Annotated in this window: 15 protein-coding genes and 1 pseudogene; 14 read left to right on the forward strand and 2 right to left on the reverse strand. The window is 68.9% G+C overall.

Annotated features, from left to right (window positions below; translation table 11 throughout):
- The first annotated feature begins 72 nt into the window (after positions 1-72).
- The 4 genes from urtC to AACL56_RS31110 all read left to right on the forward strand — a co-directional run bounded on the left by urtC (position 73) and on the right by AACL56_RS31110 (position 4,278).
- The gene (urtC, locus tag AACL56_RS31095) at positions 73-1,317 is read left to right on the forward strand and encodes an urea ABC transporter permease subunit UrtC (protein ID WP_339094041.1); all 1,245 of its coding nucleotides are present in this window, start codon (positions 73-75) and stop codon (positions 1,315-1,317) included.
- Positions 1,314-2,192: an urea ABC transporter ATP-binding protein UrtD gene (gene urtD, locus AACL56_RS31100; RefSeq protein WP_339094042.1), complete on the forward strand. Its 879-nt coding sequence runs from the start codon at positions 1,314-1,316 to the stop codon at positions 2,190-2,192. The genes urtC and urtD overlap by 4 nt, the downstream gene beginning before the upstream one ends.
- Before the next feature lie 12 nt (positions 2,193-2,204).
- On the forward strand, positions 2,205-2,897 hold the full coding sequence (urtE, locus tag AACL56_RS31105; RefSeq protein WP_339094044.1) for an urea ABC transporter ATP-binding subunit UrtE: 693 nt from the start codon (positions 2,205-2,207) through the stop codon (positions 2,895-2,897).
- A 133-nt stretch (positions 2,898-3,030) separates the two neighbouring features.
- Positions 3,031-4,278, forward strand: a complete 1,248-nt coding sequence (locus AACL56_RS31110) for an MFS transporter (protein WP_339094046.1) — start codon at positions 3,031-3,033, stop codon at positions 4,276-4,278.
- A gap of 38 nt (positions 4,279-4,316) precedes the next feature.
- Here AACL56_RS31110 and AACL56_RS31115 read toward each other — a convergent pair whose 3' ends face one another.
- Both AACL56_RS31115 and AACL56_RS31120 read right to left on the reverse strand, forming a co-directional pair.
- Entirely contained in the window at positions 4,317-5,012 is a 696-nt protein-coding gene (locus tag AACL56_RS31115; RefSeq protein WP_339094048.1) for an anti-sigma factor family protein, read from the reverse strand.
- Positions 4,999-5,586 carry a sigma-70 family RNA polymerase sigma factor gene (locus tag AACL56_RS31120; RefSeq protein ID WP_339094050.1) on the reverse strand — a complete coding sequence of 196 codons (588 nt, stop codon included), beginning with the start codon at positions 5,584-5,586 and terminating at the stop codon, positions 4,999-5,001. The genes AACL56_RS31115 and AACL56_RS31120 overlap by 14 nt, the downstream gene beginning before the upstream one ends.
- Positions 5,587-5,742: 156 nt before the next feature.
- Here AACL56_RS31120 and AACL56_RS31125 point away from each other — a divergent pair, with 156 nt between their 5' ends.
- The 10 genes and pseudogenes from AACL56_RS31125 (at position 5,743) to AACL56_RS31165 (ending at position 18,649) form a co-directional block, all read left to right on the forward strand.
- Positions 5,743-7,089, forward strand: coding sequence for a plastocyanin/azurin family copper-binding protein (locus AACL56_RS31125; RefSeq protein WP_339094052.1), 1,347 nt, complete (start codon positions 5,743-5,745; stop codon positions 7,087-7,089).
- 172 nt (positions 7,090-7,261) lie between these two features.
- Positions 7,262-8,272 (forward strand): aldo/keto reductase, encoded by a 1,011-nt coding sequence (locus AACL56_RS31130; RefSeq protein ID WP_339094054.1) that lies wholly within the window; start codon positions 7,262-7,264, stop codon positions 8,270-8,272.
- A 725-nt stretch (positions 8,273-8,997) separates the two neighbouring features.
- Positions 8,998-9,663: an IS110 family transposase gene (locus AACL56_RS31135; RefSeq protein ID WP_339094056.1), complete on the forward strand. Its 666-nt coding sequence runs from the start codon at positions 8,998-9,000 to the stop codon at positions 9,661-9,663.
- Positions 9,663-9,764 (forward strand): annotated as a pseudogene (locus AACL56_RS34380) (hypothetical protein); the annotation flags it as partial. The gene AACL56_RS31135 and the pseudogene AACL56_RS34380, both read left to right, overlap by 1 nt.
- A gap of 15 nt (positions 9,765-9,779) precedes the next feature.
- Complete coding sequence (locus AACL56_RS31140) at positions 9,780-9,962, forward strand: hypothetical protein (protein WP_339094058.1); 183 nt, start codon at positions 9,780-9,782, stop codon at positions 9,960-9,962.
- Between the two features lie 633 nt (positions 9,963-10,595).
- Positions 10,596-12,092 carry an efflux transporter outer membrane subunit gene (locus AACL56_RS31145; protein ID WP_339094060.1) on the forward strand — a complete coding sequence of 499 codons (1,497 nt, stop codon included), beginning with the start codon at positions 10,596-10,598 and terminating at the stop codon, positions 12,090-12,092.
- A gap of 4 nt (positions 12,093-12,096) precedes the next feature.
- Positions 12,097-13,329: an efflux RND transporter periplasmic adaptor subunit gene (locus AACL56_RS31150; RefSeq protein WP_339094062.1), complete on the forward strand. Its 1,233-nt coding sequence runs from the start codon at positions 12,097-12,099 to the stop codon at positions 13,327-13,329.
- Positions 13,326-16,520, forward strand: coding sequence for an efflux RND transporter permease subunit (locus AACL56_RS31155; protein ID WP_339094064.1), 3,195 nt, complete (start codon positions 13,326-13,328; stop codon positions 16,518-16,520). Before AACL56_RS31150 ends, AACL56_RS31155 begins: the two co-directional genes overlap by 4 nt.
- A 33-nt stretch (positions 16,521-16,553) precedes the next feature.
- Complete coding sequence (locus AACL56_RS31160; protein ID WP_339094066.1) at positions 16,554-17,276, forward strand: heavy metal response regulator transcription factor; 723 nt, start codon at positions 16,554-16,556, stop codon at positions 17,274-17,276.
- Positions 17,273-18,649 (forward strand): heavy metal sensor histidine kinase, encoded by a 1,377-nt coding sequence (locus tag AACL56_RS31165; RefSeq protein ID WP_339094068.1) that lies wholly within the window; start codon positions 17,273-17,275, stop codon positions 18,647-18,649. The genes AACL56_RS31160 and AACL56_RS31165 overlap by 4 nt, the downstream gene beginning before the upstream one ends.
- Positions 18,650-18,751: the final 102 nt, after the last annotated feature.

An 18,751-nucleotide genomic window follows, 5' to 3' on the forward strand; every position in this document is an offset into this window, starting at 1 on the left:
GGGGCAACACCTGCGGCCCGGCGAAGCCGGTTCCCCGGTGTTCCTGGACCGATCCATCAAGGCCATGTTTCCATGACAACAGTGACTCTTCCCTCGAAAGGACCGCTTCTGAGCGGCAAGGGCTGGACGGCCTTCTTCGTCGCATTGATCGTGGTGTGCGCGGTGGCGCCGGTGCTCAACATGTGGGTGCCCGCGGACAGTCCGCTGCACATGAGCGACTACGCGGTGGCGCTGGTCGGCAAGATCATGTGCTACGCCATCTGCGCGCTGGCCATGGACCTGATCTGGGGCTACACCGGCATCCTGTCGCTGGGCCACGGCCTCTTCTTTGCGCTGGGCGGCTACATGATGGGCATGTACCTCATGCGCCAGATCGGGCGCGACGGCAACTACAAGAGCGACCTGCCCGACTTCATGGTGTTCCTCGACTGGAAGGAGCTGCCCTGGCACTGGACCTTCAGCGGCAGCTTCCCGCTGACGCTGCTGATGATCGTGGCGGTGCCCGGCCTCATCGCCTTCGTGTTCGGCTTCTTCGCCTTCCGCTCGCGCATCAAGGGCGTGTACTTCTCGATCATCACGCAGGCCATGACCTTCGCGGCCATGCTGCTGTTCTTCCGCAACGAGACGGGCTTCGGCGGCAACAACGGCTTCACCGACTTCAAGCGCATCCTCGGCGTCCCGATCGCCACGCAGGAGATGCGCATGACGCTCTTCGCGCTCACGGGCCTCACGCTGCTGGGCTTCTTCCTGTTCGCGAAATGGCTCATCGGCAGCAAGTTCGGCCGCGTGCTGCAGGCCATCCGCGACGCGGAGTCGCGCGTGATGTTCTCGGGCTACAACCCGCTGCCCTACAAGCTGACGATCTGGGTCATCTCTGCCGTGATGTGCGGCGTGGCCGGCGCGCTGTACGTGCCGCAGGTGGGCATCATCAACCCGGGCGAGATGAGCGCGGCCAACTCCATCGAGATCGCCATCTGGGCTGCGGTGGGCGGACGCGCCACGCTGATCGGGCCGATCATCGGCGCCTTCATCGTCAACGGCGCCAAGAGCTGGCTCACCGTGGCCTACCCGGAGTACTGGCTGTACTTCCTGGGTGCCCTGTTCATCGCTGTCACGCTGTTCCTGCCGAACGGCATCGTGGGGCTGGTGCGCAAATGGCTGTCGAAGGAGAAGGCGCCTGCGAACGCCGTGCCGGTCAGGCCTGCCGTGAGCGACGGCCGCGAGGAAGCGCAACGCGCGCTGGCCGCCGCGCAGGGCATGGAGCCCGAGTCGCTGCACGCGCCGCTGGGCGCCGACGTGAAGGGAGCACGCGCATGACGCCCGACCTGATGGAAGCCGGCGCCGAACGCGCCGCACGTGCCCACGGCCTGCCGTACGACAGCGGCAACACCGAGTCGGGCGGCCGCGCCGCCGGCTTCGGCCGCGTGGCCACGCCGGGCGAGGTGGACGTGACGCACGGCCGCATCCTGTACCTGGAAGACGTCAGCGTCAGCTTCGACGGCTTCAAGGCGATCAACAAGCTTTCGCTGGACATCGCACCCGGCGAGCTGCGCTGCATCATCGGGCCGAACGGCGCGGGCAAGACGACCATGATGGACATCATCACCGGCAAGACCCGGCCCGACGAAGGCACCGTGTTCTTCGGCAGCACCATCGACCTGCTGCGCCACCGCGAGGCCGAGATCGCGCAGCTGGGCATCGGCCGCAAGTTCCAGAAGCCCACCGTGTTCGAGCATCTCACCGTGTTCGAGAACCTCGAGCTGGCGCTGAAGACCGACAAGGGCGTGCGCGCGTCCATGCTGTTCAGGCTCGACTCGGCGCAGAGCGACCGGCTGGCCGAGGTGCTCGAGACCATCCATCTCGCCGGCAGCGTGTCGCGCCTGGCGGGCAACCTGAGCCATGGCCAGAAGCAGTGGCTCGAGATCGGCATGCTGCTCATGCAGGACCCGAAGCTGCTGCTGCTCGACGAACCCGTGGCCGGCATGACCGACGAGGAAACCGCCCGCACGGCCGAGCTGTTCCTCACGCTCAAGGGCAAGCATTCGCTGATGGTGGTGGAGCACGACATGAGCTTCATCCGCACCATCTCCGAGATCGTCACCGTGCTGTGCGACGGCTCGGTGCTGGCGCAGGGCACGCTCGACGAAGTGCAGGCCGACGAGCGCGTGATCGAGGTCTACCTGGGACGCTGAGGAACCGAAGCCATGCTGACAGTCAAGAACATCCACCAGTACTACGGCGGCTCGCACATCCTGCGCGACGTGAGTTTCGAGGCCAGGCTCGGCAAGGTCACCGTGCTGCTGGGCCGCAACGGCGTGGGCAAGACCACGCTGCTGAAGTCGCTCATGGGCCTGGTGCCCATCAGGAGCGGCAGCATCGAGCTGGAAGGCAAGCCGATCCAGAAGGCGACGCCCTACGATCGCGCGCGGGCCGGGATCGGCTTCGTGCCGCAGGGCCGCGAGATCTTCGCGCGGCTCACGGTCGAGGAAAACCTGCGCATGGGCCTGGCCTACAAGAGCGGCAGCACACCGATTCCGTCGGAACTGTTCGAGCTCTTCCCGGTGCTCAAGCAGATGATCAATCGGCGCGGCGGCGACCTCTCCGGCGGGCAGCAGCAGCAACTGGCCATCGCGCGCGCCCTCGCGCCCAAGCCCAAGCTCCTGATCCTCGACGAGCCCACCGAAGGCATCCAGCCCAGCATCATCAAGGACATCGGCCGCGTCATCCGCATGCTGGCCGACCGGGGCGACATGGCCATCGTGCTGTGCGAGCAGTACTACGACTTCGCCCAGGAACTGGCCGACGACTACCTCGTGATGGAGCGCGGCGAGGTCATCGCACGCGGCCTCGGCAAGGACATGGAAGCGCAGGGCGTGCGCCAGCTGGTGGCCATCTGAGCGCGCGTTCCGGGCCCGGTTCGCCGTTCGCGTACCGGGCGCGCCGCAATTGCGTATCGGCAGAAATTCAGGGTTTACCCTAAAATCCGGCGTCTGCCCGCGGCTGCCGGGCACCTTCCCAGGAGCCCTGGCCTTGAACGCCTCCCCACCCGCGCTGGACAGCGCGGACACCGACCTTTCCGCTTCTTCTTCCGCCACAGAGCCGGTCAACTTCCTGCGCGCGGTGCTCGCCCTCGGCGTCGGCGGCTTCGCCATCGGCACCGGCGAGTTCGTCATCATGGGCCTGCTGCCCGAGGTGGCCAGGGACATCGACGTGAGCATTCCGCAGGCCGGCCACGTCATCAGCGCCTATGCGCTCGGCGTGGTCATCGGCGCGCCCGTGCTCGCGGTGCTGGCCGCCGGATGGCGCCGCCGCGCGCTGCTGATCGCGCTCATGGCCGTGTTCGCAGCCGGCAACTTCGCCAGCGCCGCGGCGCCCACCTACCTGCTGCTGAACCTGCTGCGCTTCGCCACCGGATTGCCGCACGGCACTTACTTCGGCGTCGCCGCGCTGGTGGCCGCCACGCTGGCGCCACCGGGGCGCCGCGCGCGCGCCGTGGGGCTCGTCATGCTGGGGCTCACCGGGGCGACGCTGGTGGGCGTGCCGATCGCGGCATGGCTGGGGCAACTGTTCGGCTGGCGCGCGGCCTTCGTGTTCGTGGGCGTGATCGCGCTGGTGGCCATGGTGCTGCTGCGCCGCGACATTCCCGACCTGGCGGCGCCCGCGGGCGCCAGCCCCTGGCGCGAACTCGGCGCGCTCAAGCGCAAGCAGGTGTGGTTCACGCTCGGCATCGGCGCCATCGGCTTCGGCGGCATGTTCTCGGTGTTCAGCTACATCAAGCCCACGCTCATCGAGGTGGCCGGCATGCCGCTGGGCGGCGTGCCTTTCGTGCTTGCGCTGTTCGGCCTCGGCATGGTCACGGGCAACCTCGTGGGCTCGCGCCTGGCCGACAAATCGCTCATGCGAACCATCGGCGGCCTGCTGGTGTACGCGGCCGTGGTGCTCGCGCTGTTCACCTTCGCGGCGCACAACGTCTACACCGCGGCCTTCAACGTGTTCCTCATCGGCACCACCGTGGCCATCGGCCCGGCGCTGCAGATCCGCCTGATGGACGTGGCCGGCGACGCCCAGACGCTCGCCGCCGCGCTCAACCATTCGGCCTTCAACATGGCCAACGCCCTGGGCGCCTGGCTCGGCGGCGTGGCGATCGCCGCGGGTCTGGGCTGGACGTCGACCGGCTGGGTCGGCGCGCTGCTCGCGCTGGCGGGCGTGGGCATGTTCGCCTGGGCCGTCGCCAGCGCGCGTGCCACGGCACGGCAGCCGGCAACGGCGGCCTGCTGATCTGCTGATCTGCTGATCGTCCTTCAGGCCGAAGCGCGTCAGGGCACGCGCGGCGCGGTGCGTGCGCGCACCAGCGTCGCGAAGTTGCGCAGCTCCGCGGCATTCAGGTCCGACACGGCCCAGGCCTGCATGCCGCCCTGCGCCCAGTGCGCGAGTTGGTAGCCCTGGCGCGTGGAGAACGAAGGCGCCTGCGCCTTGCCTTCCGGCGCGGGCCACACGAACAGGTTGATCACGTGCGGTCCCGAGCGGTACACCAGTGCCGCCACCGTGCGCCCGTCGAGGTAGTCGAGCCGGCCGCCCGCCAGCGGGAAACCCTCGTCGGCAAGGTCGACCACCGGTGGCGAGAAATCGAGCTTGCCTGCGAACCACGGCTTCACCGTGTGCTGGTCGGTGGAGGCCACGTCGGCGAGGTGCGCGGCCATCAGCGAGCGCACATGGTTGCCGGTGACCGCCTCCGCCAGCGCATCGGGCGAGGAGGGCGCCAGCGGCGATGCGAGCAGCACCAGCGCAAGGCCCCATGCCGTGGCGGCACCCGTGCCGAACCATGCCAGCGCCTGCCACCCCCGGCGGCGCTTCGGTGCCTCGGCGCGCGCGGAAGCGGGTGCAAGCGCAGGCACCGCACCGGCCTCGGCGCGCACCGCCTGCGCGATGCGGCCCGCCAGGCCACCCGGCGGCACGTGCCGCGTGGCCTGCCGGCGGATCAGCATGCCCAGTTCGTCGTCAGACATTGACATGGCGCGTCCTTCCTCCTTCGTCTCCCTGGCTGCCGGGGCGGTCGTCGCGCAGGCTCTCGCGCAGCATCGCCCGTGCGCGCGACAGCCGCGACATCACGGTGCCCAGCGGCACGCCCGCGATGCGCGCGATGTCCTCGTAGCGCATCTCTTCCAGCTCGCGCAGCACCACGACCTCGCGGTACACCGGCGGCAGCGCGTCGATGGCGGCGTTGACGCGCTCGCCCTGCATGCGCTGCTCCCACTGGCGCGCCGGGTCGGCGCTGCCGGGCGGCGCCGCCATGCCCGCCGCTTCGCTGTCGCGCAGCTCGTCGAACTCGAGCTGGTCGGCCAGCTGCCGGTTCTGCCTCATCCAGTCGTAGCAGGCATTGCGCACGATGCCCAGCAGCCACGGCCGCGCACTCTCGCCGCGCAGCCCGTCGAAGAAGCGGAACGCGCGCAGGCAGGCCTCCTGCACCGCGTCCTGCGCGAGCTGGTCGTCGCGCAGCAGCCAGCGCGCAAGGTTCCAGGCCGCATCGAGGTGCGGCAGCGCGGCGGCTTCGAACTGGCGTGTGCGGTCGGTCGTCAACGGGTCCACGGGCTCCTTCTTCCTGCATGACGGAGCGGGCCGGCGTTTTATTCCCGGTCTTTTGTGCGAACCGGCGGGAATAAGCGGGGCAGGCCATGCGTCATGCCCCTTGCGAGCGTTCCGGATTCTGCGCGCTCGCGTCCTTTCCATCAGGAGGTTTCCACCATGATCCCCATGTCCGCCATGCGCCGCCGCTCGCGCATCCTTGTCCTGGTCTCGGTGCTGGCCGCTTCGGCGGCCCCAGCGCTCGCCGCAGGGCTCAAGGCCTACGTCGGCAACTTCAAGGACAGCACCGTCAGCGTGATCGACACCGCCGCCGAGCGCGTTGTCGCCACCGTGCCCGTTGCGGCGGGGCCCGACGGCATCGTCGTCGCGCCGGGCGGGCGCAGCGTGTTCGTCAGCGGCTCCGGTGCCTCGGCCGTGAGCGAGATCGACGCGGCCACCGACCGCGTCGCGCGCAGCATCGAGGTCGGCAAGGGTCCGCAGGGCCTGGCGATGACCACCGACGGAAAGTGGCTGCTGGTGGCCGTCAACGGCGACGACCGCGTGGCTTTCGTCGACACGGCCGCGCATGGCGTGAGTGCCTCCGTATCCGTGCCCAAGCCTCACACCATCGCCATCCGGCCCGACGGGCGGCAGGCCTACATCGCATCGCAGGAGCCCGGCCATTTCGCGCTGGTGGTGGTCGACATGGCCAGCCGCGCCGTGGTCGGCGAGATTGCGCTCGACAAGCCGCCGCGCGACCTCGAGTTTGATGCCGACGGCAAGGCGCTGTACCTCACGCTGGCGGGCGTGCCCGCCGTGCAGGTGCTCGACCCCGCCACCAACCAGTGGGGCGCGCCGATTCCTACCGGCGTGTCGCCGCACATCGCGCAGCGCTTCGCGGGCATGGCCAGCGGCGCGGTGGTGGTGCAGGGGCCGGGCGAGGTCATGCTGTTCGATCCCGCCGCGCGCACGTCGGTGCGCAGCATCGGCGTGGGCAAGCAGCCGCACTGGCTCGATCTGTCGGCGGATGGCAGGAAGCTGTGGGTGAGCAACGAGGGGTCCAACGACGTGAGCGTGGTCGACCTGGCCGGCGGGCCGATGCACACCGTGGCGGTGGGCAATGCGCCGCGCAAGATCGCGCTGCAGCGCACGACGCCGGCACCCGTGGCGCACGCCGGAGGCTCCGTGCATGCCGCAGCCCCAGCGCATGCAGGAGGCTTCGTGAACGCCATGAAGGTTGTGGACGCCGCGCCCGCCAGGGGCGCGGCCCGGGTCGCCATTCGCAACTTCGCCTTCGAGCCCGCGCAGATCACCGTCAGCGTCGGCCAGAGCCTGACCTGGCAGAACGACGACGGCCCGCCGCACGGCCTGGTCTTCAAGGACGGCACCACCGGCATCGACCTGCTGCTGCCCGGCAAGAGTTTCGCGCGCACCTTCGACAAGCCGGGCGTGTACGAGTACGCCTGCCCGGTGCACCCGTACATGACGGCGCGGGTCACGGTGGTGGCCTCGCAGGCGAGGTTGTGAACGCTGCGGGTCGAGGTCGGCTGGCGAAGCGAACGGCACGGGCAGGTGGGGCGGCGGGCTGCATCCGGGGAACCGGAATCGTTCGTGCGCCTGCACGAACGGGCGGCCGTGTCTATGATGGCCGCCGCCTTTGCCTTCCTTCTTCCTGACCCCTGTCCAGAGCGAGAACACCATGAGCATTCCCACCACCCGCCTCGGCCGCACCGGCCTCACCGTGTCGCGCCTCGCGCTCGGTACCATGACCTTCGGCCTGCAGACCGACGAGGCGGTGTCGCACCAGATCCTCGACAAGGCGGCCGAGGGCGGCATCAACTTCCTCGACACCGCCGACGTGTACCCGTTGGGCGGCACCGTCGAGACCACCGGCCGCACCGAGGAGATCATCGGCAACTGGCTGGAAAAGCAAGGCTCCGCGGGCCGTCGCCGCTTCGTGGTGGCCACCAAGGCCGTCAACAAGGTCGGCCCCAACCCGTGGGACCAAGGCGCTTCGCGCAAGCACCTGCTGGACGCGATCGATCTTTCGCTCAAGCGGCTGAAGACCGACCATGTCGACCTGTACCAGCTGCACATGGACGACCGCGAGACGCCGCTCGAGGAAACCCTCGAGGCACTCGATGTCATCGTGAAATCGGGGCGCGCGCGCTACATCGGCGTGTCGAACTTCCTGGCCTACCGGCTGGCCCGCGCGCTGGGCAAGTCGGACCTGCACCGGTTCACCCGTTTCGTGTCGGTGCAACCGCGCTACAGCCTGCTGTTCCGCGAGATCGAGCGCGAGCTGCTGCCGCTGGCGGCGGAAGAGGGCCTGGGCGTGATCCCCTACAACCCGCTGGCGGGCGGCCTGCTGACCGGCAAGTACAAGCCCGGCGGCAAGCCCGAGGAGAACACCCGCTTCACGCTCGGCACCGCAGGCAACATGTACCAGGACAGGTACTGGAACGAGCGCAGCTTCAACACCGTGAGCGAGCTGCACAAGCTGGCGGACGAGGCCGGCGTGCCGCTGGCGACGCTCGCCGTGGCCTGGGTGATGGCGAATCCGCTGATCACCGCGCCGTTGCTGGGTGCGAGCCGGCCCGATCAGCTCGATGCCACGCTGGCCGCGGCGCAGTACAAGCTCGATCCCGCGCTGAAGCAGAAGCTGGACGAGCTGACGGCCGAATACCGCAAGGGTGACGCGCCGCGCTGAGTCTGGTGTTTCGCCTTCCCCCGCTGGGGGAAGGCAGCGATGGGGGCAGGCCTGCGCGCATGCGCCGCGCTTCATCAAGCGCCGCCGTGCCCCCACCCCAACCCTCCCCCAGCGGGGGAGGGAGCAAATCGCCGGCAGCACCTCTCTTCTCTTGTCCCTTCTCCCGCTTGCGGGAGAGGGTTAGCGTGAGGGTGTGCCTTCGACGAGGCGCCGCGGTGGCGTGGACGCCGATGCCCTCACCCCAACCCTTTCCCCAAGGGGAGAGGGCAAGTTCCCGCGCTGCCTCTGCCTGATTCCCTCTCGCGGAAAGGAAGTGCAGAACCCAGGTGCCGAAGTCTTTGTCTTCCTCCTTCCCCCTCTGGGGAAGGCAGGGATGGGGGCAGGCCTCCGCACAGGCGCCGCGTTTCTTCGAGCGCCGTGCTGCCCCCACCCCAACCCTCCCCCAGCGGGGGAGGGAGCAAATCGCCGGCAGCACCTCTCTGATATTGTTTATCCGCTCCCGTAGCGCTGAAGGGAGCCCGTTCGGTAGACCCTGTGCTCCTCCTTGGGCCTCCAGCCCGTAATAAAGACTGGGGAACCGTACGGATTCGACGCTGTAGCTCGAACGGTGTCTTGGGGCGTCGCTGGCCGATGCGCTGGCGACGACCCCGCATATCAGGGTGTGCGTGTCGAATGCGGCGCATTGACTCTGCTCAAGGAGTATCACGGTGACATGCAAGGTAGGAGTGGACATCAGCAAGATGAAGCTCGATGTGGCGTGGCTGCGGGCGGACGGCAAGTACCGCTCCAAGGTGTTCCCCAACAACGCAGGCGGCTTCGCTGAGCTGCTGCGATGGCTGCAATCCAATCTGCCCGATGGCAAGGCAACGGCCCACGTCTGCATGGAAGCCACCGGGACGTACCACGAGGCCCTGGCGCTGTTCCTGCATGACCAGGCGGTGGCTGTCTCGGTCGTGAACCCGCTGCAGGTGAAGCGATTCATGGAGCTCGAGGGTGTTCGCAACAAGACCGATGGCGGCGACGCGAAGGCCCTTGCACGGTTTTGCGACAAGACCGCTCCGGCGTTGTGGGAGGCGCCTTCTGCGGGCGTGCGCTCGCTGCAGGCGTTGGTGGCCCGGCTGGACACGCTGCTGGAACTCAGGCAGGCCGAGTCGAACCGCCTGGAGGTCGCCCACGACGCGGTCAGGTCGTCTCTCACCGCGGTCATCTCGAGCCTGGACGAGTCCATCAAGGACGTGCGCATGCAGATCCGCAAGACCATCGACGACGACCCTGATCTGCGGCAACGCGGCGAACTGCTCGCCTCGATCCCGGGCCTCGGGGACAGGACAATTCCCAGCTGCTCGCATACATCGGGCGTCCCGAGCGATTCGGCTGCGTCAAGGCGCTGATTGCCTATGCCAGCCTCACGCCGATGATCAGACAGTCCGGCACATCGTTGGACAAGCGACGAGGAACGCATCCTCAGGGGCATCGGGAGTTCAGGAACGCGCTTTACTTCCCGGCCATGGTGGCCGGCAGATACAACCCGTTGGTGGCCGAGTTCTGGCAGCGCCTGAAGGCGCAGAACAAGCCCGGCAAGGTCATCGTCGTGGCCTGCATGCACAAGCTCCTGGCCATCGCCTACGGCGTGCTGAAGTCGGGCAAACCCTTCGATGCGAACCATCATCCCAAGGCAGTCTGTGGTTGACAAGCAGAACGGTGTCTTCTCTTGTCCCCTCTCCCGCTTGCGGGAGAGGGTTAGGGTGAGGGTGTGACTTCGACGAGGCGCCGCGGTGGCGTGGACGCCGATGCCCTCACCCAACCCTCTCCCCAAAGGGAGAGGGAGCAAGTTTCCGCGCTGCCTCTGCCTGATCCCCCTTCCGGAAAGGAAGTGCAGAACCCAGGTGCCGAAGTCTTTGTCTTCCTCCTTCCCCCTCTGGGGAAGGCAGGGATGGGGGCAGGCCTCCGCACAAGCGCCGCGTTTTTCAAGCGCCGTCGTGCCCCACCCCAACCCTCCCCAGCGGGGAGGGAGTAACTCCCAACGCCGCCTCTCTTGCCCCCTCTCCCGCCTGTGGGAGATGGTTGGGGTGAGGGTGTGCCTTCGACGAGGCGCCGCGCCTCTTCAAGCGCCGCCGTGCCCCGACCCCAACCCTCTCCCAGCGGGGAGGAAAAACCCAGGAACACCGCGGAACCGGCTTTGCCGGGCCGCCGGTGTTGCCCCCGGAAGGGGGTTGGCGAAGCGACACGAAGTGCGCGCAGCCTGGGGGAGAGCCGAAACTGTCAGAACTGTCAGTCAACCGACAGCGAGCGGTTCGACGAGGCTTCCTAAAGTGGCCTCACCATGGTCCTCCCCGTCGCACCACCTCTTTCGCGCGCGGCCCTCGCGCTGGCCGTCCTGCTCCTCGCAGGCTGCGCCGTCGGCCCCGACTACGTCCGCCCGCAGATGGACGTGCCGGCCGCCTTCAAGGAAACCGCCGGCCCGTGGAAGACCGCCGCGCCGCAGACGATCGACGCCGATCACCCCTGGTGGGACGCCTACGGCGACAGCACGCTCAACGCGCTGATCGCGCAGGCCAACGCCGCCAACCAGAACATCCGTGTCGCCGAGGCGCAGTACCGTGAGGCGCAGGCCATCACCGCGGCGGCGCGCGCCAACTTCTACCCGACCATCGGCCTCAACGCCGGCGCCGGCCGCGCGCAGACCAACAGCACGGGCACGGTCAAGCGCGCCACCACCGACACCCTGGGCCTGGCCGCCAGCTGGGAGCCCGACATCTGGGGCGCGGTGCGGCGCTCGGTCGAGGCGGGCAATGCCGGCGAGCAGGCCAGCGCCGACGATCTCGCGGGCGCACGCCTGAGCATCCAGACCACGCTCGCGCAGGACTACCTGCAGATCCGCGTCATCGACCTCGAGCGCGAGCTGTACGCGAGCACGACCGCCGCCTACGCCAAGGCTTTCGAGCTCACGCAGCACCAGTACGCGGCCGGCACCGTGCTGCGTTCCGACGTGGCGCTCGCCGAAAGCCAGCTCAAGACGGCGCAGGCGCAGGCGGTCGATCTCGAGGCGCAGCGCGCGCAGCTCGAGCACGCGATCGCGGTGCTGACGGGCCAGGCGCCCGCGTCGTTCTCGCTGTCGCCGCTCGAATCGCCGTCGCAGCCGCCGACCGCGGAGACGCTCTCCTCGGCAGCGGCCGTGCACCTGCAGTTGCCCGTCACGCCCGCCGGCCTGCCCTCGGAACTGCTCGAGCGCCGCCCCGACATCGCCGGCGCCGAGCGCCGCGTGCAGGCCGCCAACGCCAACATCGGCGTGGCCAAGGCCGCGTACTACCCGCAGATCGTGCTCAGCGCCAGCGGCGGTTTCAGCGCGGCCAGCCTGGCCACGCTGTTCAACACGCCCAGCCGCGTGTGGTCGCTGGGCGCGGCGCTGGCGCAGACCGTGTTCGACGGCGGCCTGCGCAAGGCCCACACCGACCAGGCGGTGGCCGCCTACGACGCCTCGGTCGCGCAATACAAGCAGACCGTGCTCGGGGGATTCCAGCAGGTCGAGGACAACCTCGCCACCTTGCGCGTGCTCGACAGCGAATCGGCGCTGCAGGCCGATGCCGTGCGCGCCGCGCAGCTCGCCGAGCGCCTCGCGGTGAGCCAATACCGCGCCGGCACCGCCACCTATCTCAGCGTGGTCACGGCGCAGACGCTTTCGCTCACCAACCAGCGCACCGCCGCGCAGGTGCTGGGCCGCCAGCTGGCGGCCAGCGTGTCGCTGATCGCGGCCACGGGCGGCGGCTGGAACGCCGCCGACGCCGCCGTTGCCGCCGCACCGAAGACTTCCGGGAACTGATGCCATGACGACCGCAGACACCACCACGCACCCTCGCCACCCAGGGCTTCACCAGCGCCGATCCACCTGGCTCGCCGCCGCCACGTTCATGCTGCTGCTCGGCGGCGGCGCGTGGGCGCTCACGCACCACGCAGCGAACGCCGCCAAGCCCGAAGCACCCAAGACCCCGCCCGTGCAGGTGACCACCGCGCGCGTGGCCTCGCAGAACGTGCAGGTCTACCGCTCGGGCATCGGCACCGTCGCCTCGATGGCCACCGTGACCGTGAAGGCGCGCATCGACGGCCAGCTCGACAAGGTCGGCTTTGTCGAAGGCCAGGACGTGAAGGCCGGCCAGCTGCTCGCCCAGCTCGATCCGCGCACCTTGCAGGCGCAGCTCGCGCAGGCGCAGGCCACGAAGGCGAAGGACGCCGCCCAGCTCGCCAACGCACGCGCCGACCTCCAGCGCTACACCACGCTGCTGGGCCAGGACGCGGCCACGCAGCAGCAGGTCGACACGCAGAAGGCGCTGGTGAACCAGCTCGCGGCCACCGTGCAGAACGACGCCGCGCAGGTGCAGTACGCCGAGGTGCAGCTGAGCTTCACGCGCATCTCCTCGCCGATGAACGGGCGCGTGGGCGCGCGGCTGGTGGACCCCGGCAACATCGTGCACGCGGCCGACGCCAACGGGCTGGTGGTCATCAACCAGATCGATCCCATCGCCGTGCAGTTCACGCTGCCCGAGGACGCGGTGCAGGACATCAACCGCGTGCAGCAGCAGAGCACCCAGCCGCTGTCCGTGGTGGCCTACGACCGCAGCGGCGCGCAGATGCTGGGCACCGGCAAGCTGATCCTGCTGAACAACCAGATCGACACCACCAGCGGCACGGTGCAGCTCAAGGGCAGCTTCGCCAACCCGCAGCACACGCTGTGGCCGGGGCAGTACGTGAATGTGAGGCTGCAGCTCGACCGGCGCGCCGACTCGCTCACCGTGCCCGCCGCCGCCGTGCAGCGCGGCCAGGACGGCACCTACGTGTGGACGGTCGATGACGCGAACAAGGCCGAGAACGTGCCGGTGCACGTGGTGCAGATCGCCGACGGCACGGCCGTGATCGACAAGGGCCTGCAGGCCGGCCAGCGCGTGGTGACCGACGGGCAGTACAAGCTCAAGGCCGGCGCCACCGTGGTCGAGCCGCCGCCGGCCGCCAAGAAATCGGCCGGCACCGACGGCACGAAGCCCGCAGGCGGGAGCAGCAATTGAGCATTTCCGCCGCCTTCATCAAGCGCCCCATCGGCACCACGCTGCTGGCGCTCGCCATCCTGCTGGTCGGTGCGGCCGTGTTCCCGCTGCTGCCGGTGGCGCCGCTGCCGCAGGTCGACTTTCCGACGATCCAGGTCTCGGCGAACCTGCCGGGCGCCAGCCCGGAGACCATGGCGTCGAACGTGGCGCAGCCTCTGGAGCGGCAGTTCTCGCTGATCGCCGGCCTGTCGCAGATGACCTCGACCAGCGGCCTGGGCTCCACGCAGATCACGCTGCAGTTCGACCTCGACCGCAGCATCGACGCCGCCGCGCTCGACGTGCAGGCGGCCATCAACGCATCGACCGGCCAACTGCCCGCCAACCTGCCGAGCCCGCCGACCTTCCGCAAGGTGAATCCAGCCGACTCGCCCATCCTCATTCTGTCGGTGCAGTCGAAGACGCTGCCGCTCACCGAGGTGAACGACTACGCCGACAACATCCTCGCGCAGCAGATCTCGCAGATTTCCGGCGTGGGCCTGGTGAACATCGGCGGCGCGCAGAAGCCGGCCGTGCGCATCCAGGTCGACCCCGCCAAGCTGGCCGCACTCGGCCTGGGCCTGGAAGACGTGCGCACCGTGCTGTCGTCGGCCACCGTCAATGCGCCCAAGGGCACCATCGACGGCCCCAACCAGAGCTTCACCGTCTACACCAACGACCAGCTGCTGAAGGCGCAGCCCTGGAACGACGTGGTGCTGGCGTACCGCAACGGCGCGCCCATCCGCGTGCGCGACCTGGGCGTGGCGGTCGACGGGCCCGAGAACGCGAAGATCGCCGGCTGGGCCTACGCAGGCGCCGCCGCGCCCGAAGGCAGCACCGTGCAGAACGGCCGCTCGATCGTGCTGGCGATCACCAAGCAGCCGGGCGCCAACGTGATCGAGACGGTCGACCGCATCAACGCCGCGCTGCCGCGCCTGAAGGCGTCGATCCCGCCGACGGTGGACGTCAACGCCATCATCGACCGCACGCAGACCATCCGCGCGTCGGTGAAGGACGTGGAGTTCACGCTGCTGCTGACCATCGCGCTGGTGGTGGCGGTGATCTTCGTGTTCCTGCGCAACGTGCCGGCCACGCTCATTCCCAGCGTCACGGTGCCGCTCGCGCTGCTGGGCACCGTGGCGGTGATGTACCTGCTCGGCTACAGCCTGGACAACCTCTCGCTCATGGCGCTGACCATCGCGGTGGGCTTCGTGGTGGACGATGCCATCGTGATGCTGGAGAACATCTACCGCTACGTGGAAGAGGGCATGTCCGCGCTGGAGGCCGCGTACAAGGGCGCGGGCGAGATCGGCTTCACCATCATCTCGATCTCGGTGTCGCTCATCGCGGTGTTCATTCCGCTGCTGCTCATGGGCGGCATCGTGGGTCGGCTGTTCCGCGAGTTCGCGGTGACGGTCACGCTCACCATCGTGGTGAGCGTGGTGATCTCGCTCACGCTCACGCCCATGCTGTGCTCGCGCTTCCTCAAGAACGAGCACGGCAGGCAGCACGGGCGGCTCTACCAGCTCTTCGAGCGCGGCTTCGACGCCATGCTGGGCGGCTACAAGCGCGGCCTGCACGTGGTGCTCGACCACCAGTTCACCACGCTCATGGTGTTCATCGCCACGGTGGCCGCCACGGCCGCGCTGTTCGTGGTGATTCCCAAGGGCTTCTTCCCGCAGCAGGACACCGGCTTCATCTCGGGCTTTGCCGAGTCGGCGCAGGACGCCTCGTTCGCCTCCATGAACGCCCGCATGCTCGAGCTGGCCGACGTGGTGCGCAAGGACCCCGACGTGACCGGCTTCGGCATGAACGGCAGCTCCTCGACCTACAACACCGGCAACTTCTTCATCAGCCTGAAGCCCAAAGACGAAGGCCGCACGGCCACGGCCGACGAGATCATCACGCGGCTGCGCCCGCAACTGGCCAAGGTGCAGGGCGTGAACCTGTTCCTGCAGGCGGGGCAGGACATCCGCGTGGGCGGCCGCTCGTCGCGCACGCAGTACCAGTACACGGTGACCGACGCCAACCTCGACGAGCTCAACACCTGGGCGCCCAAGCTGCTCGCGCGGTTCAGGGAGCTGCCCGAGATCACCGACCTGGCCTCCGACCAGCAGAACGCCGCCGCGTCGGCCGTGCTCACGATCGACCGCGACCGCGCCTCGAGCTTCGGCATCTCGCCGGCCACCATCGACGCGACGCTGTACGACGCCATCGGCCAGCGCCAGGTGGCGCAATACTTCACGCAGCTCAACAGCTACCACGTGGTGCTGGAGGTCACGCCCGCGCTGCAGCAGGACCCGGCGCTGTTCAGCAAGCTCTACCTGAACTCGCCGCTCACCGGTCAGCAGGTGCCGCTGTCGAGCTTCGTGAAGGTGGACACCAGCAAGACCGCCTACCTGTCGATCAGCCACCAGGGGCAGTTTCCGGCCGTGACCATCTCGTTCAACCTCGCGCCGGGCCATGCACTGGGCGACGCGGTGAACGCCATCAACAAGGCGCAGGCCGACATGGGCCTGCCGCAGTCGCTCACCGGTTCGTTCCAGGGCACGGCGCAGGCGTTCCAGGATTCGCTGGCCTCGCAGCCCTACCTGATCGCCGCGGCGCTGGTGGCGGTGTACATCGTGCTGGGCCTGCTGTACGAGAGCTACATCCACCCGCTGACGATCCTCTCGACGCTGCCCTCGGCCGGCGTGGGCGCGCTGCTGATATTGATGGCGGGCGGCTACGACCTGAGCGTGATCGCGCTGATCGGCATCATCCTGCTGATCGGCATCGTGAAGAAGAACGGCATCATGATGATCGACTTCGCGCTCAAGGCCGAGCGCGAGCAGGGCATGTCGCCGCACGACGCCATCTACCAGGCCTGCCTGCTGCGCTTCCGTCCGATCATGATGACCACCATGTGCGCGCTGCTCTCGGGCCTGCCGCTGATGCTGGGCCACGGCTCGGGCTCCGAGCTGCGCCGGCCGCTGGGCTACGCGATGGTCGGCGGGCTGATACTCTCGCAGGCGCTCACCCTGTTCACGACCCCGGTGGTCTACCTGTACCTCGACCGCGCCCACTACTGGTACCTGAGCCGCAAGGAAGCGCGCAAGGCCCGCAAGGCAGCGAAGGAGGGCACCGGGGGCCACAACGAGGGCGAGGCGCCGACGCCGGCCGAGGCCCACGGATGAGCGCCGGCTGACACCAGCGAGACCGCACACGCCATGAAGATCCTGATAGTCGAAGACGAACTGAGAACCGCGGACTACCTCTCCAAGGGGCTGACCGAGCAGGGCTGCACCGTCGACATGGCGCACAACGGCATCGACGGCCAGCACCTGGCGCTCACGCACGACTACGACGTGATCGTGCTCGACGTGATGCTGCCGGGGCAGGACGGCTTCTCGGTGCTGCGCGAACTGCGCGCGGTGAAGCAGACGCCGGTGATCATGCTCACGGCGCGCGACCGCGTCGAGGACCGCATCAAGGGCCTGCACGAAGGCGCCGACGACTACCTCGTCAAGCCCTTCTCGTTCCTCGAGCTGCTGGCACGGCTGCAAGCGCTGAACCGGCGCGGCCGCAAGCAGGAGCCGATGCAGCTGCGCATCGCCGACCTGCAGGTCGACCTGCTGGCGCGCAAGGCGTTCCGCGGCGGTGGTGGCAGCAGCGGCAATGGGGCCAGCACGCGCATCGACCTCACCGCCAAGGAGTTCGCGCTGCTGGCCGTGCTGGCGCGGCGCCAGGGCGAGATCCTGTCGAAGACCGCCATCGCCGAGCTGGTGTGGGACATGAACTTCGACAGCAACACCAACGTGGTCGAGGTGGCCATCAAGCGGCTGCGCGACAAGATCGACGTGCCCTTCAGCCCGAAGCTGCTGCACACCATCCGCGGCATGGGCTATGTGATGGAGGTGCGCGACGCGCAGGGCGAGGGCGCGGCGCCGTGAAGCGCTCGATCACTGCGCGGCTGGTGCTCATGTTCGCGGCGGTGGCGCTCGCCACCTTCGCGCTGGCCGGCTTCGCGCTGCACAACGTGCTGGCGCGCGAGCTGGAGCGCCACCAGTACGAGGAGCTCGACACCACGCTGAAGAGCCTGCAGTTCTGGATCAAGGCCATCGGCAGCCCCGAGCGCTGGTCGCGCGTGCAGGCGCGCATGGACGCGCTCACGCCCGAGGACGGCAGCGTGCGCTTCTGGGTGCTCAGCGACGACCCGCGCTTCCAGTACGGCAAGGGCCTGGCCGAGATCGACGGGCTCACGCGCGAGGCCAACGGCCACAGCAGCGCCATCGTGCTGCCGGGGCAGGAGCGGCCGTTCCGCACGCTCGCCGCGCACATCGAGCCTTTCGAGAGCCGGCCGGCCGTGCGGCTGATCGTCGGGCGCAACACCGAGCCCTATGCGCGCACCCGCGAAGCCTTCCTGACCGCGCTGGTCGCGCTCGGGCTCGGCGCGGTGCTGGTGGTGGCCTTCGCGGGCTACTGGATCGCGCGCGTGGGGCTGCGTCCGCTGGAGCGGCTGTCGGCCGAGGCGCAGGCGCTGCGGCCCAAGACGCTGTCGCAACGGCTGCGCTCGGAGCCGCTGCCGGTCGAGCTCTCCGCGCTGGCCGAGGCCTTCAACGGCGCGCTCGCACGGCTCGAAGAGGCCTATGGCCAGCTCGAGTCGTTCAACGCCGACGTGGCGCACGAGCTGCGCACGCCGCTGGCCAACCTCATCGGCAGCACGCAGGTGGCGCTGTCGCGCCAGCGCAGCGCCGGCGAGTTCCAGGAGGTGCTGCAGGCCAACCTGGAAGACCTGGAGCGGGTGCGTTCCATCGTCAACGACATGCTGTTCCTGGCACGCGCCGACCGCGGCGAAGTCGCCACCGGGCTGGTGCGCACGCCGGTGGCGCAGGAGGTGCGCAAGACCATCGAGTTCTTCGAGTTCGTGCTCGACGAGACGCGCACGCAGGTGACCATCGAGGGCGACGTGCTGGCCGAGGCGCGGCTGGAAAGCGCGCTGTTCCGCCGCGCCATGTCGAACCTGCTGCAGAACGCCATCGAGCATTCGAAGCCGGGCGCGCAGATCGCCGTTTCGCTGCGCGAGGAGGCGGGCGCGACCTGGATCGCCGTGTCGAACCCCGGCGCGCCCATCGACGCGCAGCACCTGCAGCATCTGTTCGACCGCTTCTACCGGGTGGACGCCGCCCGCAACGACGGCGGCGAGCACCACGGCCACGGGCTCGGGCTGGCCATCGTGAAGGCGGTGGCCAGCATGCACGGCGGGCAGGTGAGCGCATCGAGCGTAGGCGGGTTGAATACCTTCGCGTTCAGCGTTGAAAGCTAGTTCTCCCCCGGGCTTGCCCCTTCGCGTGGCCGCCAACCCCTTCGCCGGCGGCATCTCGCGAATGTCCATGGCGCGGTACGTTCTTGGGCCATGCCGGACAAT

This window comes from Variovorax paradoxus, from assembly GCF_902712855.1.
GTDB classification, from domain to species: Bacteria; Pseudomonadota; Gammaproteobacteria; order Burkholderiales; family Burkholderiaceae_C; genus Variovorax; species Variovorax paradoxus_Q.